This window comes from Bacillus sp. S3 (genome assembly GCF_005154805.1).
Classification (GTDB): Bacteria; Bacillota; Bacilli; order Bacillales; family Cytobacillaceae; genus Neobacillus.
On sequence record NZ_CP039727.1, the window covers coordinates 1,684,774 to 1,707,160 of the forward strand.

A 22,387-nucleotide genomic window follows, 5' to 3' on the forward strand; every position below is an offset into this window, starting at 1 on the left:
GTAATATAAATGGTTTTTTTAAGAAAATTGAATGTGTTACAAAAAAAATTGGCGTTTGTTTGACTTTTGTCACAGCCAAAATATTGCTGATGTCCTACAATGACTTTGGGAAAGTTAAATTTTTATGTCTGTTTCGTGTTTTTTTTTGAACGAAATTGGGGAGGGATATTGTGTCTATTTTACCTAAAAAAAATGAATTGGGATTTTTTGAAATCCGTCTGGAATCAATTGGCGGGCTCGGAGCAAATTTAGCCGGAAAGATGTTGGCAGAAGCTGGTGTGTTAAGTCTCGGTTTAAAGGGTTCTAATTTTTCATCTTATGGGTCCGAGAAGAAAGGTTCTCCGGTAAAGAGTTTCATCCGATTTTGTGATCCAGAGGTAGAAATCAGAGATCATAGTCCAATCGAACAGCCACATATAGTTGGGGTTTTTCATGAAGCCTTATATAGAACAGTAAATGTTGTCAGCGGTTTAAACGCTGATGGGATTGTTTTAGTCAATACTTCAAGAGATTTTGATGATGTCAAAAATGATTTACAACTGGAGTACGGTACTCTTGCCATTGTTGATGCCTTAACCATTGCCGTTGAGGAAAAGACAAAAGTTAATACGGCAATGCTTGGAGCATTGTATCGAATTTGTGATTTTTTAGATCCGGAATCAATGAGAGATGTTATTCGCAAAACGTTTACAAAAAAATATCCTCATCTTGTTGAACCGAATATTCGTACGTTTGATCGCGGATACAATGAAGTTCAATTTAAAACATATGAAGTGCCAGCTGGTGCTGAAGGGAAAGCCTTTACACGTACGCTTCCACAGCTTGGCTATTTGACTCAGGAAATCGGTGGTGTAATGGTTTCTCAAGCGAATAGTATTTTTAAAGATTTAAGCGGTTCACGTCAGGGATTTCTTCCTGAGTTTCAACAGGAAAAATGTATTCATTGTGCAGCCTGCGATAATGTTTGTCCTGATTTTTGTTTTGTTTGGGAAGAGGGAGAAGATAAACGCGGCAGAAAGCAAATGTTCCTTAAAGGAATTGACTATCAATATTGTAAAGGCTGCTTAAAATGTGTGGAAGCATGCCCAACCGATGCACTTGGTGATTTACGTGAATTGCTGGGATATGCTGATGAAAACCGAGTGAAACAAAACTTTCCTTATGTTGCAGGAGGGATTCAATAATGGCAATTTTAGAAGATAAATTAACAGCGCAAGGTACGGCTGAACAGATCTCTACCTTTGAATCAGGAAACGAAATGGCTGCAACGGCAGCAGCTCAAATTAACTATCATATAATGGGTTATTTTCCAATCACGCCTTCAACTGAAGTCGCGCAATTTTTAGATCAAATGAAAACCCGCGGTGAACATGATATCAAGTTAATTCCTGCTGACGGAGAACACGGTTCTGCAGGTATTTGTTATGGAGCAGCAGCAACGGGTGCCCGTGTATTTAATGCTACAAGTGCAAACGGATTCTTATATATGCTTGAACAGATGCCTGTACAATCAGGAACCCGTTTTCCAATGGTCATGAATTTGGTTACACGTGCTGTCAGCGGCCCGCTTGATATTCGCGGAGATCACTCTGATCTATATTACGCATTGAATACTGGCTGGGTTATATTAACGGCAAAAACACCGCAAGCGGTTTATGATATGAACATCATGGCTTTAAAGATTGCAGAACATTCAAAGGTGCGTTTACCAGTAATTGTAGCCTATGATGGTTTCTTTACTTCACACCAAAAGCGAAGAGTAGAATACTTTAAGGATCGTACTGTCGTCCAGCAATTTGTTGGTGAATGTCCTACAGATTATAACTTTGTCAGGGATTTGAGCAAACCTGTTACCATCGGGGCACATATGAGCGGTGATGATTTTATCAATAACCACTTCCAACAATCAGAAGCAATGTATAATGCTGGTGAGGTTTTTAAAGAGGTTGCTGCTGAATATGCGAAACTTTCTGGCAGAGAATATCCTGTTCTAGATTTATATAAAATGGAAGATGCAGAAGTGGCTTTGTTTTTATTAAATTCTGCCGCTGAATCTGCAAAGGATGTGGTCGATCAACTGCGTGAAAAGGGAATTAAAGCCGGGGTCATCAGCCCAAATATTATTCGTCCATTCCCAGCAAAAGAAATTCGTGAAGCACTTAAGAATGTAAAGGTATTATTAGTCGGTGAGCGTGCTGATTCTTATGGGGCAAATGGGCCGAACTTAACACATGAAGTGAAATCAGCCCTTCAAGATGATAAGGATAATAAGACAATCGTGTTAAGCCGTGTTTTCGGTCTTGGCGGAAAGGATTTCTATGCAAGTGATGCACAGGCCTTTTTTGAAATGACGATTGATACAATGGAGAAGGGATATGCGGAAAAGCCTTTTGATTATTATGGCCATATTCCCGGTAACCCGGATAAGATTCTAAAGCCGGTCATTTTACCACAGCATGGCGATGTATTTAAATCAGGATTAATTGATGTCAAGATGGATGAAGTTACCAATAAATTAAAAGTGAAAATCCCGCCGCTCCGCGCTCTTACTGGAAAACCAAAACGGATTGCATCAGGACACGGGGCCTGTCCGGGCTGTGGAATCTTTGCAGGCTTAGAGTTATTCTTCAAAGGAATTGAGGGGGATATTGTTACCCTGTTTCAAACAGGCTGTGCCTATGTCACAACAACGGGTTACCCAAGCACCTCTCACAAGCAAACGATGATGCATAACTTGTTCCAAAATGGCGCTGCAACTTTATCAGGAACATTGGAAGCATTCATGGAATTAAAAAGCCGCGGTGAAATTAATGTTTCTGACGATGCGACATTTGTCATGATCACTGGTGATGGCGGTATGGACATTGGAATGGGCTCTGCGATTGGAACAGCGCTTCGTGGCCATAAATTGATTATGCTTGAATATGATAACGAAGGATATATGAATACAGGCTCTCAAATGTCGTATTCTACCCCAATGGGACATATGACTAGTACATCGGGTGTTGGAAAAGCACAGCGCGGAAAAGCATTCCATCATAAGGATACTGCGCAAATTATGGCTGCGGCAAATATGCCATATGTGTTCACTGGGTCCGAGGCATTCCCGCAAGACTTAGTGAAAAAAGGTGCAAAGGCACAGTGGTATGCGCAAAACGTTGGAACAGTTTACGGTAAAATCCTTATTACATGTCCGCTAAACTGGAAATCGGATGACCGGTTTGGTACGAAAATTGTCGAAGCTGCAGTAGATTCTTGCTTCTTCCCGCTCTATGAAGTGGAGCAAGGAGTTACCACGATTACCTACAATCCGGAAGATAAGAACAAACGCATTCCACTTTCTGATTGGTTAAAGTATATGGGAAAAACAAAACATCTGCTGAAAGATGAAAACAAACCAATTTTAGAAGAGTTTGAGGCTGAAGTTGAAAAGAGATGGCAGCGTCTAAAAGCTAAACACGAAAATCCAATGCTATAAAAAAGGAAAAGCGTAAGCGCCCTGGTCAGCGGCGTATGGCCTGGAGCGCTCCAACTGAGATAAAGGAAACACGAAGAGCCGGAGGTGATTCGATGTTGACTTATCGTAGGGCGGAGCGTGAAGGACACTAGCCGCTAGGGTGCTGGAGCTGGACAATTCTCAAAGTCGAAATTGTATAATTCCTTTATCTTAAAATAGAAAACGTAAAGCACTGCAAAGCTTGTGCCTTACGTTTTTTTATTTGCCTTTGAGAAAATGAGAAAAAATGATTTTGTCGGAAGAAAAGGAATTTTAATGTATTATGTAGAATATATCCAATAATTAACCAAGTTCGCGGGGTGTTTTACATTGAAAGAGCAGTTCAATCAGGAACATACTTTCCTTCCTATTCAAAATAAGGAGCAGACGAAGAAAACTGACATACAGGAGAGCGAACAGAAATACAGAAGGATCTTTGAAGATTCGATTGATGGTCTTCTTCTCTGGGATTATGAACATTATATTGTTGATATAAATACTGCTGGAGAAAAGATGATAGGACTTCCGAAGAGAATTTTAATTGGAAAATTGATATATGATCCCTATTCCGTCCTGGAAGGGAAGAAGCAAGAAATATTGGAGCACATTGATACCCTTCTTCATAATGGACAAGCCACATCGACAATGATATTTGAAAAGGAGGATGGCAAAAAACGGTACTTTGAATATTCTTCTAAACTGGATATTGTTGGTGGTGTGAATTTAACAGTATTTAAGGATATAACAGAAAAAGTGATGATGCAGGAACAATTGCGGAAATCAGATACATTAAATGTGATTGGTGAGCTTGCAGCGGGAATTGCCCATGAAATTCGAAATCCGATGACCGCATTGAAAGGATTTATTCAATTACTTGAAAGCAGCATAACAAGAGAGCATTCGATGTATTATCAAGTCATCACGTCTGAATTACAACGGATCGATTCGATTATTAACGAATTTTTAATCCTTGCCAAACCACAGGCGATTCGCTTTCAGGAAAAAGATATCAATCAAATTATGAAAGAGACTGTAGATTTGCTAAATGCACAGGCAGTTCTCTACAATGTTCAATTTATTACAGAATATGATGATGGACTTCCCCTTGTTTTTTGCGAACCAAATCAATTGAAAAAAGTCTTTATCAATTTAATAAAAAATGCCATAGAGGTTATGCCAGGCGGCGGGAATATAACCATTAGCTTGAAGAAAATGCAAAATCAATACATTCAGATAATAATCCAGGATGAAGGATTGGGGATTCCGGAAGATAAAATAAAAAAACTTGGTGAACCCTTTTATACAACAAAAGATCGAGGAACTGGACTAGGATTAATGGTAAGTTACAGAATTATTGATGAACACAAAGGAACGATACAAATTGAAAGCGAAGAAGGGAAAGGGACCGTTTTTTATATAAATCTGCCAATTAACCTAGAGATGTTTGACGAAAAGGTGGAATAAAGTTTAGAGGATAAAAAACAATTCCAGAATAAAGCAATTCGAAGGAGTTTCGAATTGCTTTATTCTATCTAGATAGATTCTCTAATATAGTAACTAAAACATGCCCTCCTTGGAAATTATTTATAAAATTGAGGTTTTCTATCTTCAAAAACCGGAATTTGCTTGCGGATGTCCTTGACAAGATCGACATCAATCTCTAAAGATAAAATTTCCTCATTTTCTTCGGCCTCTGCTACCACTTCCCCCCATGGATCAATCACCATCGAATGGCCGGCAAATCGATTATTTGGATCACTTCCAGAACGGTTGCATGCGATCACATAACACTGATTTTCAATCGCCCTGGCGATTAATAAAGAGCGCCAATGAGCCAAGCGCTGTAAAGGCCACTCAGCAACGACAAAGAGGGCCACAGCTCCCTCTGCAGTGTGGGCACGAATCCATTCAGGAAAACGAATATCATAACAAATGACACCTGCAAATAGTTGGTTCTCCAATTGGAATAAGCCTTTTTCTGTTCCAGCCTCTAAATAAAGATGTTCGTCCATTAGCTTAAAAAGGTGCAGCTTACTGTATTGTTGAACGGGCTGTCCATCTTTAGAAATAATGATCAGAGTGTTTTCTACCCCACGATTGACACGATTAGCAACTGAACCGCCAACAAGATGAACTTTGTGTCTGCTAGTCTCCTCTTGAAGGAATTTAATAGTTTGCTCGGCGTTTCGATCAGCTATCTCATCGAGACGTGTTAAGTCGTACCCAGTTGTCCAAAGTTCCGGAAGGACAATAATATCGGGATTTTCAGCCATTGCTTTTTCAATCAGCCTGGACGCCATTTGATAGTTCTTACTCGGATTACCAAAGGCAATATCCATTTGAATACAAGAAATTTTAAATTTCATACATTCCACCCCCATTTGAAATTTCGAAATTTTCCCTTTACAAGCTATTATAAAAGTTATATCATTTGTGTCTAGAATTTCAAGAAAAATATGAAAGATTATAAGCGGGTGAAAGCGATGAAACAATTTCCACCGTCAGAGCTTTTAAATAGTCTGCCAAAACAGTTTTTTGCCGGACTTGTTAAAAAGGCAGGGGAATATATAGCTGCAGGACACGATGTGATAAATTTAGGTCAAGGTAACCCTGATCAGCCTACACCATCACATATTGTTGCGAAACTGCAAGAAGCAGCAGCAAACCCACAGAATCACAAATATTCGCCCTTTCAAGGGCATGTTTATTTAAAACAGGCTGCAGCAGATTTTTATTTTAAAGAATACGGGGTAACGATTAATCCTGATAAGGAAGTAGCTATTTTATTTGGCGGTAAAGCAGGTCTTGTAGAAATTCCTCAGTGTTTATTAAATCCTGGCGACACAATCCTAGTTCCTGACCCAGGTTACCCTGATTATCTGTCCGGGGTTGCATTGGCAAAAGCGGCAATGGAGACAATGCCGTTAAGAGCAAAAAATAATTTTTTGCCCGATTACAATGAATTATCTGCAAAGATTCTTTCAAAAGCAAAGCTCATGTTTCTCAATTACCCGAATAATCCCACGGGAGCAACAGCTACTGCAGAGTTTTTTGATGAAACTGTCAAACTGGCAAGTAAGAACGATATTTGTGTAGTTCATGATTTTGCCTATGGTGCCATTGGGTTTGATGGGGAAAAACCATTAAGTTTCTTACAGGCAGAAGGGGCAAAAGAGGTTGGTATTGAAATTTATACGTTGTCCAAAACTTATAATATGGCTGGCTGGCGTGTCGGGTTTGCCGTTGGCAATGAGAGTGTGATTTCTGCGCTTGAATTAATCCAGGATCATTTATATGTAAGTTTATTTGGAGCCGTTCAGGAGGCAGCTGCTGAAGCACTAACGGGTCCACAGGAATGTGTAAAAGAATTAAATACGATGTACGAACGAAGACGAAATGTTTTAATAGATGGGCTCCGTGAGATTGGCTGGAATGTCACTGCTCCCAAAGGCTCCTTTTTTGCCTGGCTGCGGGTGCCGGCAGGATTTACATCGGAGGAGTTTGCCAAAATTCTGCTTGAAGAAGTACATATTATGGCCGCACCGGGGAATGGTTTTGGCGAATATGGCGAGGGCTATGTCCGTGTTGGTTTATTATCATCTGAAGAACGATTAGCAGAGGCCGTCAAAAGAATAAGTGGATTAGGAATTTTTTAAAACTGGCTGCAATTTTGTAAGTCAGTTTTTCTATTTATTAGTAGCAAAGAACTAAAAATATCCTAATAAATTTCATTAATAACAGGAGTTTTAACGGTTGCTTCTGATTTAGTATAAAACGACTATGAAATTATTCCTATATTATAACAAACAGAATTGTCGTTCCCTTTAAATCGGTGATTCTTGTCGTAAATCAAAGAAAGTTAGGATGAAATTTGTCGAAAAACAAAAGAAATAGAATGTTTTGTCTACTTTTGCGAAAGTATTTACTTTTAATGAAATTCTTGTAATAATTCATCAAGTAGTCTACTTTTTTAGCGATTACAGTATGTGTGTAATGAGTAGGAGGATAACATTGTACAAGTATAGTAATAGTCAATCTGAAATGATTGAGGAGATAAAGGTCAAACGAGAACTAATGATTAATAGCGCAAATAAACTGGGTTTTACGAGTGAAGAAACAATCAAATACAGCCAAGAACTGGACGAATTAATTAATAAGTACCATAGGACCGTTGGACAAGCTTCAAGAGCTAATGAAGAAGTTAAATTTGCTTTTAAACAAATGATTATGATTTGGCCCAAAGTTTTAGTTTAATGATGATGATGCAATATGACCACAAGGATGTTTTGAATCATTTTGCGGTTAAAAAATATCAATAATAAACACCATGAGCAAGAGCCCCATAATAAACGCATAAGTCGATACCCGCTCATTTCCATCTCCGTGGCTTTCGGGAATTAATTCTTTATAGATTATAAACAGCATCGCACCCGCGGCAAAAGATAGTCCGTATGGAACGAGATTCTGGACGAACGAAGTCAAAAAATATCCTAATAATGACGTAACAATTTCAATTGCTCCTGTCAAGGTTGCAATGATGAAGGCCTTCCATTTGCTAATACGTTGACTAAGTAAGTATAAGGCGACAAGAAGGCCTTCCGGTGCATTTTGTAAACCAATCGCTAATGCAATTAAATTGCCAGTGTCCCCTTCAGCAGAGCCGTAACTAACGCCAACAGATAAACCTTCGGGAATATTATGCAGAGTAATCGCCGAAATAATTAACAGTGCTTTTTCATCAAATTGAATTCCCTTCTGACTATGTTGCAGGTCAATATGGGGAATATTTTTTTCTAAAAGTGTCAGCACCCATACCCCTAAACAAACCCCGATAAACAGCGGCATATAACCCCCATATTTTAGGGCCTCTGGTATCAGTCCAATGGTAGAGGCTGCCATCATAATACCAGCGCTAAAAGCTAATAGAACATCCTTCCAGCGATGTGTAATAGAATGATGTATAAATAGAATGACTAATGCTCCTGCTCCGGTGGATAAGGCCGAAAGAACACTCCCTATAATAACTGCGTTCATTATATCCTACCTTCCTTAGCTAAAAAACCAAATTTTAAATATCAACAATTTTAGACATTAGCTGTGATTTTTATCATTGTTTATATCTCAATATTTCATATAGTTATATTAGTACTATTTTACTGAAAACTCACATCATGATTTAACTACATACTTTACCACAGCTATATTTAACTTCAACTACTATTGTTAATAAACACCACTTCTTTGAAAGTGCATTACGTTTGATTACCTGTCCTATGATTCTTAATTTTAGTTTAAACCAGTAAGAAAAAAAATAAAACAATCATTGTTTGGTACTATGCTTGTGTTGCGATTCATATATCGTTAATAAAAGCATTTTTTATAACCAAAGGAAGCAACCGCTTTCAATATTCTTAGATTATATGGAGGAGGGAAAGTCCTACATGCACATTGTCGTATGTGTCAAACAAGTACCTGATACAAAAATCATTAAAATTAATCCCAAAACCAACACACTCGACCGCCGAAGTGCACCGGCCATTTTGAATCCCTACGATGCCCATGCTGTTCAAGAGGCCGTAAAAATCAGGGAAAAAACGGGTGGTACAATTTCGGTATTGTCAATGGGACCGCCGCAAGCAACGGCTGTTATTAAAAAAAGTGTTGAAATAGGTGCAGATAGAGGTTATTTAATTTCTGACCGTGCCTTCGCGGGGGCTGATACACTTGCGACCAGTTATGCACTTTCTAAAGCGCTGGAAAGAATCAGCAAGGATCTACCTGTCGACATGGTGATTTGCGGCAAGCACGCAATCGATGGTGATACAGGACAGGTTGGGCCAGGTATCGCAAGAAGAATGGATATTCCTCCTGTTACAAATGTAATTGAAGTAACCGAGGTCAATCAAAAGGAAAAAACCGTTCTAATTAAACGTAAATTAACTAGCGGCCATGAATTAATACAGTCGGAATTACCATGCTTATTGACTGTAGAAAAAGAAATAAATGATATTGAATATTCACCAATGCCCAATATGATTAAAGCTACAAGATATGAACCAATCATCTGGGCAGTTAGTGATCTTGAAAATGTGGAACGAACACAGCTTGGACTAAAAGGCTCACCAACTATTGTCGGAAAAATGTTTACACCACCAAGGCCGGAAGGCGGAAAAAGACTTGAAGGAACCGCAGACGAGCAAGTTCAGCAGCTTATGGAAGTCCTGATGGAGAAAAAAGATCTGTTAACATTGCAGTCTAAATAATTAAGATTATCTTTTCGGCAGGGAGGGGTTTACATGAATCTAGACGATTATCGTGGAGTCTGGGTATTCATTGAACAAAACGATGCAAAAATCGAAGGCGTATCAGTAGAATTGCTAGGTGCCGGCAGAAAGCTGGCTGATAAATTACAAGTTCCCTTAGCGGGGTTTTTACTAGGCAGCGGGATTAAATCATTAGCCAATCAAGTAATATCTTACGGGGCTGATGAAGTGTATGTGGTTGACCATCCCGTCCTGAAAAATTACAGGACAGAATCCTATATGCAGGGTGTAATGCTGCTGGCTCAAAAATTTAAGCCTGAAATTATCCTTTATGGTGCAACACCAAATGGGAAGGACTTAGCCAGTGCTGTGGCAACTGACTTAAATACCGGTTTAACAGCTGATACAACGATGCTTGATGTTGATGTGAATAATAGATTACTAGAGGCAAGCCGTCCGGCATTTGGCGGAAATATCATGGCAACCATCCTTTGTAAGAAGCACCGTCCGCAAATGGCAACTGTGAGACCAAAAGTTATGAAGGCATTAGCACCCGAGCAAGGTAGACTTGGGAAGATCATTGAAGAGAAAATTGACTTATATGAAGAAGATATGCGCACTAAAGTGCTGCAAATTGTGAATGACGTAACAAAAAAGGTTAATTTGGCAGATGCTCATGTGATTGTCTGCGGCGGGAAGGGAATGGGAGACCTGCAAAACTTCCAGCTCATTCATGAGTTGGCAGAAACAATCGGAGCTAGTGTGGGCGGCACCCGTGATGTGGTAGAAGCAGGCTGGCTGCCACACGAGCAGCAGGTTGGTCAAACCGGTGAAACCGTCACACCGAAAATTTATTTTGCCATAGGTATATCGGGAGCCATCCAGCATGTCGTCGGCATGAAAAATTCCGAGTTCATTATCGCCATAAACAAAGACCCGAATGCGCCAATATTTGATGTTGCCACATATGGAATTGTAGGAGACGCAATGGAAATTATACCAAAACTAATCGAGCAATTTAAGCAGCTTAGGATTGAAAAAGGCGGTGAAATAAGCTATGCCTGAAAAATTTGACGTAATCGTAGTTGGGGCAGGCCCGGCAGGTACATCTTGTGCCCTCACATGTGCAAAAAGCGGGTTAAATGTTTTGCTTATTGAAAGAGGAGAATACCCAGGGGCAAAAAACGTAATGGGCGGAGTATTGTACCGTAAGCAAATGGAAGATTTGATTCCTGAATTTTGGAAGGAAGCCCCATTGGAAAGGCCTGTAGTTGAGCAGCGTTTTTGGATGATGGATAAAGAATCAGTAGTACAATTTGGCTATAAAGGTCTCGAATGGGCAGTAGAACCATATAATAATTTCACCGTCCTGCGTGCACAGTTTGACCAATGGTTTGCAAGTAAGGCAGTCGAAGCAGGTGCTCTCTTAATCAACGAAACGGTTGTGACCGAATGTATTGTCGAAAATGGAAAGGTAGTGGGTGTTCGAACGGACCGGCCAGATGGAGAAGTTTATGCAGATGTGGTTGTCCTTGCTGATGGGGTAAACTCGTTACTTTCTAAGCAGCTGGGCTTTCACAAAGAGTTTCGTCCGGATGAAGTAGCCTTAACAGTTATGGAAGTAATTAATCTGCCAAAAGAAAAAATCAATGACCGTTTTAACCTTGAGGATAACCACGGCTGTACAATTGAAATATTTGGAGATTCTACCAAGGGGAACCTCGGAACAGCCTTTCTTTATACAAATAAAGACAGCTTGAACATTGGGGTAGGCACAACCCTTTCAAGTATGATAAAAGCAAAATTAAAGCCGTATGAATTGCTCGATTACCTAAAAAATCACCCAATGGTCAAGCCATACATTACCGGTGGAGAATCGGCAGAGTATCTTGCGCATCTAATTCCTGAAGGCGGTTACCGCTCCGTACCAAAAGTCGCCGGAAATGGCGTACTTGTTGTCGGGGATGCGGCCCAGCTGGTGAATGCCATTCATCGTGAAGGTTCGAACATGGCAATGCACTCAGGATTATTGGCTGCCGAATCGATTTTGGAGGCAAAAAGCAGGGGCGGCTTTACGGAGGCAAACTTAAATATATATCGAGAGAAGCTATACGGCAGCTTTATCATGAAAGATTTAGAGAAATACAAAGATGCAGCACATACATTTGAGACGTATCCACAATATTTTAATGAGTATGTACCAATGATGAACAAGGCAATGAGTAAATTCTTCACAGTGGATGGGACACCAAAACGTGAAAAACAAAAACAAATCATGAAGAGTGTTACTGCAGAGAAAGGTACACTGCGAGTATTACAAGATATGTATCGTGCATGGAAGGCGGTGAAATAATGTCAACGAAGAATATCGAGGAAAAACAGTATCTCCTCAGGTTTAAATGTGATACGAAGTCCCATTTGACTGTTTTAGATCATGATGTTTGCATGACACAGTGTCCCGATAAAATTTGTACAGTATTTTGCCCTGCCGAGGTGTATAAGTGGGAAGGAACACGGATGCAGGTTGGCTACGAGGGCTGCCATGAATGCGGCAGCTGCCGAATTGGATGTCCATATCAGAACATTAAGTGGGAATATCCTAAGGGTGGACATGGGATTGTATTCCGGCTAGCATAATGATTTTTACTAATATTGTTTAGAATCGATATAATCCGGAAAGACCAGCTATTTTTTTAGCTGGTCTTTCTTTCGTTTTTTTTAATTTGTTTCCATCACTGGTAAGCCGGGTATGTATGGAATATATGCTAAACAAAAAAAGAAAATGGAGGTACTTATTCTATGAGTAAAAAAGTATTGGGTGTTTATAATTCAAGTGATGATGTAATCCATGCGATAGAGGAATTCAAAAACGAAGGATATTCTGAAAATGAATTATCTATTATTGCGAATACACGTGATATTCCTTCAGCCATTCAAAATGAAATAGGTGTAACGACCGAGGAGGTAAGCGGAACGGATTATAATCGAACATATGAACATAGAGGGTTCATTGAAAACCTGCTTTCCGTATTTGAAATTAATACCAATATAAATGATGGCACAACCTCCTATTTTGACCATCTGGTTGGGTTGGGGTTTGATGAAGACGCTGCCCGCGAATACGAAAGGGATATTAATTCCGGTAAAATTTTGCTTCTATCCGATCGTGAAGCAGAGCAAGCCTTAGGTGGTGGATTCACAGGTACCGCCTCGCCTGACCAAACAAAATTTGATGATAATTCGTTTAGTAGGGATAAGGAGCGGACCATGAAGCTTCGAGAGGAACAGTTGGATGTTGCTAAAGAACGTGTCCAGACTGGTGAAGTAGAGGTAAAAAAAGAAGTGGTTGAAGAACAAAAAACAGTCCATGTTCCGGTAACGCATGAAGAGGTTTATGTGGAGAGACAAGAAGTGGGCGGTCGCACAGCAGATACCACAACTCCGATTGGGAGTGATGAAACGATCCATGTTCCAATTGTCGAGGAAAAAGTTGAAGTATCAAAAAAACCTGTTGTAACGGAGGAACTGGTAATAGGAAAAAGGCAGGTTACTGAAACCGAACAGGTTACCGATAATATCAAACGTGAGGAAGCAAAGGTGGAAACAGAAGGCGATGCCAAAGTCGATGAGTCAACTATTGGCCGTAACCATGAAGATCAATACCGAAAATAATGGGAAAATATAAAGGGCTGATATGAATGGTGTTTCGGTTTCATAAGTATAATGAAAAGTGTTGTTTGTCAATTGTGCAAACAGCACTTTTTTTGCCGCTGACCAGGGCGCTTACGCTTTTCTCACTATATGTAGGTTTATTCACAAATGAGGGTAAAAAGAAGGTGAAGCAGAAGGTAAGTATTTTGAGGGTTAGCTTATTTTCTCTAATAGGGCTGCAGAGGAAAGTTCGTCTTTTTTGCTTGATGCAGTTAAAGCTGAAGCAAGCGTGATGGCATGATCGATTAATTTCATATCTGCTGAGCAATAATATGGTCTTTTCCAATTAAAATTGCCTTCTTTATCTGCAGGATAAATAGTCACTTTCCAGTGATAATAAATTTTCGGCTGTGGGAGTTGTACCCCTTCAACAGCAATGAGCCAGTGGGTGAAAGGTGAATCAGGAGAGTATGCTTCGGATTCCTGTAATGACAGCAGGTCATTTAATCCAATTGGAACGAATGCCTTTTGATAAAAATCATGATAATTTGGGGTTTTCATGTTTTAGCCCTCCCTTTATGGTTTAACTATATTATATGAAACTTTTAAAACTTTTTGAGTGATAAATGTTAAAATTTTTCAAAAAATTAAAGCGGTTTCATAAATTAGACAAAAAGAATGCATCCTGTAAACAATTGTGGATAAAAGTGATATCTGTCACTACATTAAATCAGAGTAGCTTTTATACTTGAAACAAAATAAAACGCTGAGGTGAAGGATTATGAGTGACTGTATGAGTGCATTTGGGGGAATGCCCCAAGCTGAATTAAGCGAAGGACTTAAACAATTAAAAAGTGAACATCCTCCATTATTAGAACAATTAGAAGGATTATACGAATTAACTAAGCAAATTGATCAAGAAATAGCTGTAGATAAGAATTTTGGTGAATTAATAACAAAAGTAAAAGAATTTAAGGCATCTTTAGAGCCGCATTCAGAAAGAGAAGAGGGTGTTCTTTTTCCAATGATGGGGGTTTATATTGGAACAACCTCAGGACCGATTGCCGTGATGGAATATGAACATGACCAAGCAAAATCAAATATTGGTGCCTTTCTTGCTAAGGCAGAAGCTTTACCAACATCAACAGATGAGAAGAAAAAATTAGCTGAATTAATTCAAAATGCTTACTTCATTTTAATAGAACATTTTTCCAAAGAGGAAAATGTATTATTCCCAATGGCTGAAAGAATGCTGACTGAGGAAGAAAAAGCAGAATTATTACAAAAAATCCAGGAAATAAAGTAAGGATGGGCCTATGCCCATCCTTCTTTATTTTGGTTGATTCCATTCCCAAATCTTTTGATCTGTTGGAAGGAGGAATGCGATTAAACCAAGTAATGGTAATACTCCAAGCCATGTGATCATCGACTGCAAACCAATCAGGTCCGCGAGATAACCTAAGCCTACTGAACCAATTGCCCCCATACCAAATGCAAGACCAACAGTTAAACCGGACATTGTGCCAATTTTCCCCGGAACTAATTCTTGAGCGTATACAACGGTGACGGAAAAACTAGTCATTAAGATAAAACCGGTTAGAATTAGAAAGAAAAAGGCTACTGTTGATGGAACATAAGGAATGAGGATAGAAAAAGGCACAGTTGCTAACATGGAAAAGGAAATGATGTTTTTCTTTCCAAATCGGTCTGACAGCGGCCCACCAAAGAAGGTACCCACAGCTCCGGAAACTAAAAATGCGAACAAGAAGATCTGAGATTCTTTAATCGTAAGGCTATATTCTTTAATCACATAAAAAGTATAAAAATTGGTAATACCGGAAGAATACCAAGTTCTCGCAAAGATTAACAATAGAATCAATGCCAAAGTATTTTTTACCTCTCTTGTTAAACCGTCCTTCTTGGTCACACCTGTACTTTTTTTCTTCGCCGTTACTGGTGAAATTAGTAATCTTTGATTATACCAATTGGCGATATAAAGCAGTAAAATGACCGCAACTGCTGCGACAATTGTGAACCAGGATGCACCAATTTGGCCAAGCGGCACCAAAATCAGTGCTGTTATTACTGGAGCTAGTGCCTGACCCGTATTGCCTCCGACTTGATAAATAGATTGTGCCAGCCCTCGCCGGCTTCCTGCAGCCATATAGGCTACCCTTGAACCTTCGGGATGAAAAATCGCAGACCCAAGACCAATGAAAACGACAGATAGAACAATCATTAGAAAACTCGAAGCAAAACCCAATCCAAGGATGCCGAATAATGTAAAGGTTAGCCCAATTGGCAGTGCATAAGGCATAGGCTTTTTGTCAGTTATCATTCCGACTGCTGGCTGCATAATGGATGAAATCATATTTAAAGAGAATGCAATAATTCCAAGCTGTGTAAAGCTTAAACCCATTGATTTTTCCAAAATGGGGAACATAGCCGGAACAACAGCCTGAATGGAATCATTCAATAAATGGCACAGTCCAATGATAAAAAGAATTTTATACATAGGTGATTCGGAGGCCTTCTGCGCCTTTGCGGGTAATATTGCTTGTTGATTCATTTGATCCCTTCTTTATTGTTTATTGACAAAATATTTTTCTATCCTATCATACTACCGAATAACAAAAATAAGAAATATTTATTTCTCATTTCGGAATATTTAAATTATAACGGAGCAATTGTAATATTAAAATAAAACGAGACCGTTATTGGTCTCGCTTTTCCTTACAGATTGGCAGCGTAATGGTGACGGTAGTTCCAAAATTTTCGGTGCTGTCGATTTGAATGCTTCCCCCAAATGAGTTTATAATTCGCTTACAAATAACGAGACCTAGACCTGTTCCCGTTTCTTTTGAAGTATAAAAAGGGCGGAATATTTTTTCTAACTCATCTTTTGGAATCCCTTTTCCATTATCGTGAATTTCCAGCTTACAAAAATCATTTTCATACATGTAGAGTCTTATATCCAATGTGCCGGCTTTATCAAATGATTCAAACGCATTTTTTGTAATATTTAAGATCACTTGTTTCATTTCATCCTTAACACACTTAACCATCACAGGTTCTTCTGGAATCTGCCAGATACATGAAACATTGTGTGAATTAGCCTCTGACATGATCAGAGGTTTCAATTCTTGTAGTGTCCCGTTTATATTAATGTTATCTGTCAATTGTGCTGTCGGTTTTCCCAGAATTAAAAACTCACTAACGATTTCATTAATGCGTTTCAGTTCTGAATTAATAACATTAAAATAATAGCGATCCTCAGGGTCCGTGTATTTTTCACTCAGGAGTTGTATTAACCCTTTTACACCTGTTAACGGGTTTCGAATTTCATGTGCTGTACTTGCAGCTAATGTGCCTACTAATTCGAGCTTCTGCAGTTCATTTTGTTTTCTTTCTTGATGTGCATGCTTTCTTAATAAGAAATATTTGATAAGTAAGTAAAGGATATGTGTGATAACGAGGATAATAAATACTATTTCCCCTAGGTCTTTACCAATTTCTTTATAACTCCGTTCGGCAATCTTTACTTTTATATTCCACGGTATTCTTTCCATTGGTGAAGTAACCCAATTAGTCTCGTTTGCCGTTTCATTGTAGGCTACATTCATTTCGAGAATTGGTTTTTTTCCTCCATTCACCACAATTAGCTTGTTCTCGGGCGTAAGGACCTTCATCAGGTTCCTCATATAATCAATCCGTAAATCCGCAACCAGAATAGCCTGTAATTCCTGATTTTCATCGAGCACTGGTGTAGCAAGGCCAATAATATTTTGGTTGTTTCTAAGAATTTCTACTTGATCTGCAATAATTGTATCCTTTGTTTTAATGACTTCTTGGATGAATGAGTGTTTGGCAAAATTGGCATCGTTTCGTAATGGAACAGAACCAGTTAGCAAAGAGCCAGTATGGTCAAGTAAGTAAAGGCCTCCATACCGAGGATCGTTTTGGTTTACCTGCATTAATAATGGTTCCATTTTTGCCGGAAAATCCAATTCATTTCTTGCGGAAAGGGACAGAATATCTAAGCTGGTTTTCGTTTCGCTAATGAATTGATCCCAGTTCTTCTGATAAATTGAGGCGACCCATAGAGCATCTTTTTTTCTTGCTATGTCATTTTCCTTTAAAATATGATAAAAATAGTATGAACCTAAAATTAAAACAGGCAGTACAACAATAAAAAAATAGATATAAAAATTGCCTTTACGAATTTTCATTAAGGTACCCCGATGTATTTTGATGTAAAATAACGTTATTATTATATCAAATGTTTCATGAATTTACCGAAATATTCCTGCTTTCATAGAGGAAATTGACATGAATTGAAAAGTTTTTTATAATTAATTTTGAAATCAAGATAAATTAAAAGTGTGGATTCAGCAACACACAAAATCAAAAATCTAAAAGGATGAGTTTTTTATGGAAAATGATTCAGTAGCAAAATCCTTAAAGCTATTCATTGTCCTTTCACGAGCGTATAAGGCGATCAATGAACATGTAAATAAAGTCATTCAGGCAAATGGTTTAAATCCAACAGAATTTGCCGTGTTAGAGCTGCTCTACCATAAAGGTGACCAGCCGATGCAGCAAATCGGCGGGAAAATTCTGCTCGCCAGTGGCAGTATAACTTATGTGGTCGATAAACTAGAACAAAAAGGAATGTTGAGACGAATAGCCTGCCCTAAAGATCGGAGAGTCACATATGCACAAATTACCGATGAGGGGAAAAGGTTTATTCAGGACATTTTTCCTGAACATGCGAAGCAAATTGATACGCTCATGTCGAGTCTTGATGATTCAGAGAAAACGGAAGCAATTGAACTACTGAAAAAGTTAGGTTTGCCTGCGGGTAAATTTTAATACGGCCAATGGTCGTATTTTTTTTATGAAGGAATTTTATGAAACAGTGTCGAAATAATATCGTTGGAATATTTGAAAGAGGGGGATTTTTTTATGAACTTTGAACAGTATACATATGTCCGTCCGAATCTAGAAGAAGTAACGACTAAATTTAACTTAGTGCTTGACCGATTTAAAGAGGCTCTTACTGTTGAAAAACAAAGTGAGGCTATGCATGGCATTAATCAACTAAGAAATGACCTTGGCACGATGTTTAATCTATGCTATATTCGTCATTCGATTGATACGAATGATGAATTTTATAAGCAAGAACAGGATTATATGGATGAAATACAGCCTGAGGTAGAAGGACTGGTAACCAAATATTATCAAGCACTTGTGGAGTCAAAATTCCGCAGCCAGCTTGAAGAAAAGTGGGGCATTCAGTTATTTGCCCTAGCTGAAGGACAGCTAAAGACATTTAAACCTGAAATTGTTCCATTATTGCAAAAGGAAAATCGTCTATCAACGGAATACACAAAGCTGCTTGCTTCAGCTAAAATTGATTTTGAAGGGGAAGAGAGGACCTTGGCCCAATTGGATCCCTTCACAGAATCGACAGACAGGAAAATGAGAAAGAAGGCGAGTGAAGCGAAATTTGGCTTTTTTGCAGAGCATGAGGCGGAACTCGACCGTATCTATGATGACCTTGTTAGAGTAAGAACGGAAATCGCTCAAACGCTGGGATATAAAAACTTTGTGGAACTTGGCTACTATCGAATGATGAGAACGGATTACAATTCCGAAATGGTAGCGAATTTCCGTGCGCAGGTTAAGGACTTTATCGTGCCAATTGCCACAAAATTAAAGATGCGCCAACAGGAAAGAATTGGACTCGACAAATTAAAATATTATGATGAAGGCTTCAATTTTCAGACTGGAAATGCAGTACCAAAAGGCTCGCCAGAATGGATTATCGAAAATGGCCAAAAAATGTATGAAGACCTTTCAGCAGAAACAGGGTCGTTTTTCCGTTATATGCAGGATAACAAACTGATGGATCTGGTAGCCAAAAAAGGAAAAGCAGGCGGCGGTTATTGTACATTTATTGAAAATTACAAAGCACCATTTATTTTTTCCAATTTTAACGGAACTTCAGGGGATATTGATGTCTTAACACATGAAGCGGGTCATGCGTTCCAAGTATATTCCAGCCGTGACTTTGAGGTTCCGGAATATAATTGGCCGACCTATGAGGCATGTGAAATTCACTCTATGAGTATGGAATTCTTTACATGGCCGTGGATGGATTTGTTCTTTAAAGAAGATACAGACAAATATAAATTTTCACATTTAAGTGATGCATTATTGTTCTTACCATATGGGGTTTCAGTTGATGAATTTCAGCACTGGGTTTATGAGAATCCGACAGCTACACCAAAAGAGCGTAAGCTAAAGTGGCGTGAGATAGAGAAGAAATATTTGCCGCATAAGGATTATGACGGCAACGAATATCTAGAAAGCGGCGGCTTCTGGCAGCGCCAAGGTCACATTTTTAATTCGCCGTTTTATTATATTGATTATACACTTGCACAGATTTGTGCCTTCCAATTCTGGAAGCGCTCTAGAGAGGACCAGGAAAAGGCTTGGGCAGATTATGTGAACCTGTGTAAGCTTGGGGGCAGCATGTCATTCACAAAGCTTGTCGCGGCAGCCAACCTGATTTCACCATTTGAGGATGGGTGTGTTGAATCAGTGGTCGCTGTGATTGAGAACTGGTTGAACTCTGTGGATGATCAAAAACTATAAGCTAAAAAGCGAAACCACTTTTATCAGTGGCTTCGCTTTTTTAATTAGTTTACAGTTATGCCTTCGGAGATAACTTTTAACTCGCCATTTTCAACAATTGCTGCTAATTTTTTTGAATCTGGCACTTCTAAAATAAAGTCGGCAATTTTATCTTCCAGTTGTTCCTGAATGACTCTGCGGAGCGGGCGAGCTCCAAAAGCAGGGTGGTAGCCAAGTTCAGCTAATGTTTCTTTTGATTCCTGTGAAATGGATAATTCGATATTTTGCTCTTTTAAGGTTTCTTGTAATTCAATTACCATTAAATCAACAATCGTTAAGATATGTTCTTGATCTAATGAGTTAAATTCAATAATACTATCAAAACGATTCAAAAATTCAGGCTTAAAGAAGCTGCCAAGCGAGTCAAGGATACTTGCTTCTTCTACTGCTTCTGTTGTGCCAAACCCAACGTGGATGTTTTTGTGGCCGACGCCAGCATTACTGGTCATAATAATGACCGTATCCTTAAAGCTGACAATTCTTCCTTGGCTGTCAGTAAGGCGGCCATCTTCAAGAATTTGCAGGAACATGTGCTGTACGTCAGGATGTGCTTTTTCAATTTCATCTAAAAGAATAATGCTATACGGGTTTCTGCGGACTTTTTCTGTCAACTGTCCTGCCTCGTCATGGCCCACATAGCCTGGAGGTGAACCGATTAGTTTAGAAACGCTGTGTTTCTCCATATATTCACTCATATCGAGACGTATCATGGAATCCTTGGACCCAAATAATTCTTCTGCAAGGGTCTTGGTAAGCTCCGTTTTACCGACACCTGTTGGACCGACAAACAGGAAGGAGCCAATTGGACGGTTTTTTGATTTTAAACCGGCCCGGCTGCGTCTAATCGCCTTTGCTACTTTTCTTACAGCTTTTTCCTGACCGATGACCTTCTGACTTAAATTATCTTCTAATACTTTCATTTTCAGCTGTTCATCCTGCTGCAGCTTTCCGACGGGGATACCCGTTTTTTGTTCAATAATTTCTTGAATATGAGAAACAGTAACAACAGGCCTTTCATCACGTATATCCTTATTTAATAACTTTTCCAATTTTGCCTCTTCATCTCTAAGACTGGCTGCTTTTTCATACAGTTCATGTTTGAGGGCCTCGTTCTTTTCAGCTGCTATCTCTTTTAGACGGGTTTCCATTTGTTCATTACTTTTATAATCAGTAGAAAGATTTAATTTAGACCCGGCCTCATCAAGCAAGTCGATGGCTTTGTCAGGTAAGAAGCGGTCTTGAATATAGCGCTGTGATAATTGAACACAGGCAAGAATGGCTTCATCTGAATAAGTGACTTCATGGTAATCCTCATACTTCTTTTGAAGTCCTACTAAAATTTCAATTGCCGCCTCTTTCGTCGGTTCCAGTACATTCACCGGCTGGAAGCGTCGTTCAAGAGCGGAATCCTTTTCGATTTGCCGGTATTCCTTTAATGTTGTTGCACCAACTACTTGTAATTCTCCTCGTGCAAGGGCTGGTTTTAAAATGTTCCCCGCATCCATGGAGCCTTCTGCAGAACCTGCACCAACAAGCAAATGAATTTCATCGATAAACAGAATGATATTTTTTCGTTCCTGCAATTCTGAAATTAATTCTTTCATCCGTTCCTCAAATTGACCACGGATACCGGTATTGGCAACAAGAGAAGCGACATCAAGCAAATAGACCTCTTTATTGCGCAATTTACCTGGGACATCCCCATTAGCGATTTTTATCGCAAGACCTTCAGCAATGGCCGTTTTACCAACTCCTGGTTCACCAATTAAAACAGGATTGTTTTTATTCCTTCTGTTGAGGATTTCAATCACCCGTTTTATTTCCTGATCTCGTCCGATAACAGGATCAATTAAACCTGCCTTTGCCATGATGTTTAAATTTCGTCCAAATTGATCAATAAAGCCGCCTTGTGCCGCTTTTCTCTCACTATGGGGGGTTTGCTGTTCACCCATATTTGGACCCTGTGAATAACCATTTGACATAAAAAGATGGTCAAACGGGAAGTTCGAAAATGAGTTCATATGTTGACCATAGTTTGTACCTAGGGCTTGTTTTTCTATTTTGTAACATGCATGACAGAGTTTCATCTCTTGACGCTGCCCGTTAATATTCATACTTAATTGCACATTTGCATGGTTTTGATTACATCGTTGACATAGCATGTAAAATAACCTCCTTGTTATTCTGCTTTCATCAATTTGACTTTGACTATATTTGACCTTATGACCATAGTATACTCTGACCTTTTTTGACTTTCAAGATATTTGTCTATAGCAAT

Annotated in this window: 19 protein-coding genes; 13 read left to right on the forward strand and 6 right to left on the reverse strand. The window is 39.0% G+C overall.

Annotated features, from left to right (window positions below):
• Positions 1–170: 170 nt before the first annotated feature.
• The 3 genes from FAY30_RS08095 to FAY30_RS08105 all read left to right on the forward strand — a co-directional run bounded on the left by FAY30_RS08095 (position 171) and on the right by FAY30_RS08105 (position 4,960).
• Positions 171–1,184: a 2-oxoacid:acceptor oxidoreductase family protein gene (locus FAY30_RS08095; RefSeq protein WP_149869393.1), complete on the forward strand. Its 1,014-nt coding sequence runs from the start codon at positions 171–173 to the stop codon at positions 1,182–1,184.
• Positions 1,184–3,478 (forward strand): thiamine pyrophosphate-dependent enzyme, encoded by a 2,295-nt coding sequence (locus FAY30_RS08100; protein ID WP_149869394.1) that lies wholly within the window; start codon positions 1,184–1,186, stop codon positions 3,476–3,478. Before FAY30_RS08095 ends, FAY30_RS08100 begins: the two co-directional genes overlap by 1 nt.
• A gap of 348 nt (positions 3,479–3,826) precedes the next feature.
• On the forward strand, positions 3,827–4,960 hold the full coding sequence (locus tag FAY30_RS08105) for an ATP-binding protein (RefSeq protein ID WP_149869395.1): 1,134 nt from the start codon (positions 3,827–3,829) through the stop codon (positions 4,958–4,960).
• Between the two features lie 116 nt (positions 4,961–5,076).
• On the opposite strand, the gene FAY30_RS08110 is transcribed toward FAY30_RS08105, so the two are convergent.
• Positions 5,077–5,862, reverse strand: a complete 786-nt coding sequence (locus FAY30_RS08110; protein WP_149869396.1) for a carbon-nitrogen family hydrolase — start codon at positions 5,860–5,862, stop codon at positions 5,077–5,079.
• Between the two features lie 117 nt (positions 5,863–5,979).
• Here FAY30_RS08110 and FAY30_RS08115 point away from each other — a divergent pair, with 117 nt between their 5' ends.
• The gene (locus FAY30_RS08115) at positions 5,980–7,152 is read left to right on the forward strand and encodes a pyridoxal phosphate-dependent aminotransferase (protein WP_149869397.1); all 1,173 of its coding nucleotides are present in this window, start codon (positions 5,980–5,982) and stop codon (positions 7,150–7,152) included.
• Positions 7,153–7,507: 355 nt separating this feature from the next.
• Positions 7,508–7,750, forward strand: a complete 243-nt coding sequence (locus FAY30_RS08120) for an aspartyl-phosphate phosphatase Spo0E family protein (RefSeq protein WP_149869398.1) — start codon at positions 7,508–7,510, stop codon at positions 7,748–7,750.
• Positions 7,751–7,798: 48 nt separating this feature from the next.
• Here FAY30_RS08120 and FAY30_RS08125 read toward each other — a convergent pair whose 3' ends face one another.
• Positions 7,799–8,530, reverse strand: a complete 732-nt coding sequence (locus FAY30_RS08125) for a ZIP family metal transporter (RefSeq protein WP_149869399.1) — start codon at positions 8,528–8,530, stop codon at positions 7,799–7,801.
• A gap of 407 nt (positions 8,531–8,937) precedes the next feature.
• Here FAY30_RS08125 and FAY30_RS08130 point away from each other — a divergent pair, with 407 nt between their 5' ends.
• The 5 genes from FAY30_RS08130 to FAY30_RS08150 all read left to right on the forward strand — a co-directional run bounded on the left by FAY30_RS08130 (position 8,938) and on the right by FAY30_RS08150 (position 13,431).
• A complete protein-coding gene (locus FAY30_RS08130) occupies positions 8,938–9,759 on the forward strand; it encodes an electron transfer flavoprotein subunit beta/FixA family protein (RefSeq protein ID WP_149869400.1) in 822 nt (273 codons plus the stop codon).
• A 33-nt stretch (positions 9,760–9,792) separates the two neighbouring features.
• The gene (locus FAY30_RS08135; RefSeq protein ID WP_149869401.1) at positions 9,793–10,824 is read left to right on the forward strand and encodes an electron transfer flavoprotein subunit alpha/FixB family protein; all 1,032 of its coding nucleotides are present in this window, start codon (positions 9,793–9,795) and stop codon (positions 10,822–10,824) included.
• Positions 10,817–12,112 carry an FAD-dependent oxidoreductase gene (locus FAY30_RS08140; protein ID WP_149869402.1) on the forward strand — a complete coding sequence of 432 codons (1,296 nt, stop codon included), beginning with the start codon at positions 10,817–10,819 and terminating at the stop codon, positions 12,110–12,112. The genes FAY30_RS08135 and FAY30_RS08140 overlap by 8 nt, the downstream gene beginning before the upstream one ends.
• The gene (locus FAY30_RS08145) at positions 12,112–12,396 is read left to right on the forward strand and encodes a ferredoxin family protein (RefSeq protein ID WP_040204690.1); all 285 of its coding nucleotides are present in this window, start codon (positions 12,112–12,114) and stop codon (positions 12,394–12,396) included. The genes FAY30_RS08140 and FAY30_RS08145 overlap by 1 nt, the downstream gene beginning before the upstream one ends.
• 162 nt (positions 12,397–12,558) lie before the next feature.
• Positions 12,559–13,431, forward strand: coding sequence for a YsnF/AvaK domain-containing protein (locus FAY30_RS08150; protein WP_149869403.1), 873 nt, complete (start codon positions 12,559–12,561; stop codon positions 13,429–13,431).
• Positions 13,432–13,623: 192 nt separating this feature from the next.
• Here the strand turns inward: FAY30_RS08150 and FAY30_RS08155 are convergent, their stop codons facing one another.
• Positions 13,624–13,971 (reverse strand): hypothetical protein, encoded by a 348-nt coding sequence (locus FAY30_RS08155; protein WP_149869404.1) that lies wholly within the window; start codon positions 13,969–13,971, stop codon positions 13,624–13,626.
• A gap of 250 nt (positions 13,972–14,221) precedes the next feature.
• Here FAY30_RS08155 and FAY30_RS08160 point away from each other — a divergent pair, with 250 nt between their 5' ends.
• Entirely contained in the window at positions 14,222–14,716 is a 495-nt protein-coding gene (locus FAY30_RS08160; protein WP_223820923.1) for a hemerythrin domain-containing protein, read from the forward strand.
• A 24-nt stretch (positions 14,717–14,740) separates the two neighbouring features.
• On the opposite strand, the gene FAY30_RS08165 is transcribed toward FAY30_RS08160, so the two are convergent.
• Complete coding sequence (locus FAY30_RS08165) at positions 14,741–15,979, reverse strand: MFS transporter (protein WP_149869405.1); 1,239 nt, start codon at positions 15,977–15,979, stop codon at positions 14,741–14,743.
• Positions 15,980–16,124: 145 nt separating this feature from the next.
• Positions 16,125–17,639, reverse strand: a complete 1,515-nt coding sequence (locus FAY30_RS08170; protein WP_149869406.1) for a PAS domain-containing sensor histidine kinase — start codon at positions 17,637–17,639, stop codon at positions 16,125–16,127.
• 202 nt (positions 17,640–17,841) lie between these two features.
• Between FAY30_RS08170 and FAY30_RS08175 the strand changes: the two genes are divergently transcribed.
• Together FAY30_RS08175 and FAY30_RS08180 are read left to right on the forward strand one after the other, a co-directional pair.
• Positions 17,842–18,282, forward strand: coding sequence for a MarR family winged helix-turn-helix transcriptional regulator (locus FAY30_RS08175; RefSeq protein ID WP_149869407.1), 441 nt, complete (start codon positions 17,842–17,844; stop codon positions 18,280–18,282).
• 93 nt (positions 18,283–18,375) lie between these two features.
• The gene (locus FAY30_RS08180; protein WP_149869408.1) at positions 18,376–20,070 is read left to right on the forward strand and encodes a M3 family oligoendopeptidase; all 1,695 of its coding nucleotides are present in this window, start codon (positions 18,376–18,378) and stop codon (positions 20,068–20,070) included.
• A gap of 44 nt (positions 20,071–20,114) precedes the next feature.
• Here the strand turns inward: FAY30_RS08180 and FAY30_RS08185 are convergent, their stop codons facing one another.
• Complete coding sequence (locus tag FAY30_RS08185; RefSeq protein WP_149869409.1) at positions 20,115–22,271, reverse strand: ATP-dependent Clp protease ATP-binding subunit; 2,157 nt, start codon at positions 22,269–22,271, stop codon at positions 20,115–20,117.
• Positions 22,272–22,387: the final 116 nt, after the last annotated feature.

Excerpts from the sequence above, each read along its gene's own strand:
- FAY30_RS08100 (WP_149869394.1), top strand. The coding sequence starts at position 1,184 with ATGGCAATTTTAGAAGATAAATTAACAGCGCAAGGTACGGCTGAACAG.
- FAY30_RS08110 (WP_149869396.1), bottom strand. The coding sequence starts at position 5,862 with ATGAAATTTAAAATTTCTTGTATTCAAATGGATATTGCCTTTGGTAAT.
- FAY30_RS08115 (WP_149869397.1), top strand. The coding sequence starts at position 5,980 with ATGAAACAATTTCCACCGTCAGAGCTTTTAAATAGTCTGCCAAAACAG.
- FAY30_RS08125 (WP_149869399.1), bottom strand. The coding sequence starts at position 8,530 with ATGAACGCAGTTATTATAGGGAGTGTTCTTTCGGCCTTATCCACCGGA.
- FAY30_RS08130 (WP_149869400.1), top strand. The coding sequence starts at position 8,938 with ATGCACATTGTCGTATGTGTCAAACAAGTACCTGATACAAAAATCATT.
- FAY30_RS08135 (WP_149869401.1), top strand. The coding sequence starts at position 9,793 with ATGAATCTAGACGATTATCGTGGAGTCTGGGTATTCATTGAACAAAAC.
- FAY30_RS08140 (WP_149869402.1), top strand. The coding sequence starts at position 10,817 with ATGCCTGAAAAATTTGACGTAATCGTAGTTGGGGCAGGCCCGGCAGGT.
- FAY30_RS08145 (WP_040204690.1), top strand. The coding sequence starts at position 12,112 with ATGTCAACGAAGAATATCGAGGAAAAACAGTATCTCCTCAGGTTTAAA.
- FAY30_RS08150 (WP_149869403.1), top strand. The coding sequence starts at position 12,559 with ATGAGTAAAAAAGTATTGGGTGTTTATAATTCAAGTGATGATGTAATC.
- FAY30_RS08155 (WP_149869404.1), bottom strand. The coding sequence starts at position 13,971 with ATGAAAACCCCAAATTATCATGATTTTTATCAAAAGGCATTCGTTCCA.
- FAY30_RS08160 (WP_223820923.1), top strand. The coding sequence starts at position 14,222 with ATGCCCCAAGCTGAATTAAGCGAAGGACTTAAACAATTAAAAAGTGAA.
- FAY30_RS08165 (WP_149869405.1), bottom strand. The coding sequence starts at position 15,979 with ATGAATCAACAAGCAATATTACCCGCAAAGGCGCAGAAGGCCTCCGAA.
- FAY30_RS08170 (WP_149869406.1), bottom strand. The coding sequence starts at position 17,639 with ATGAAAATTCGTAAAGGCAATTTTTATATCTATTTTTTTATTGTTGTA.
- FAY30_RS08175 (WP_149869407.1), top strand. The coding sequence starts at position 17,842 with ATGGAAAATGATTCAGTAGCAAAATCCTTAAAGCTATTCATTGTCCTT.
- FAY30_RS08180 (WP_149869408.1), top strand. The coding sequence starts at position 18,376 with ATGAACTTTGAACAGTATACATATGTCCGTCCGAATCTAGAAGAAGTA.
- FAY30_RS08185 (WP_149869409.1), bottom strand. The coding sequence starts at position 22,271 with ATGCTATGTCAACGATGTAATCAAAACCATGCAAATGTGCAATTAAGT.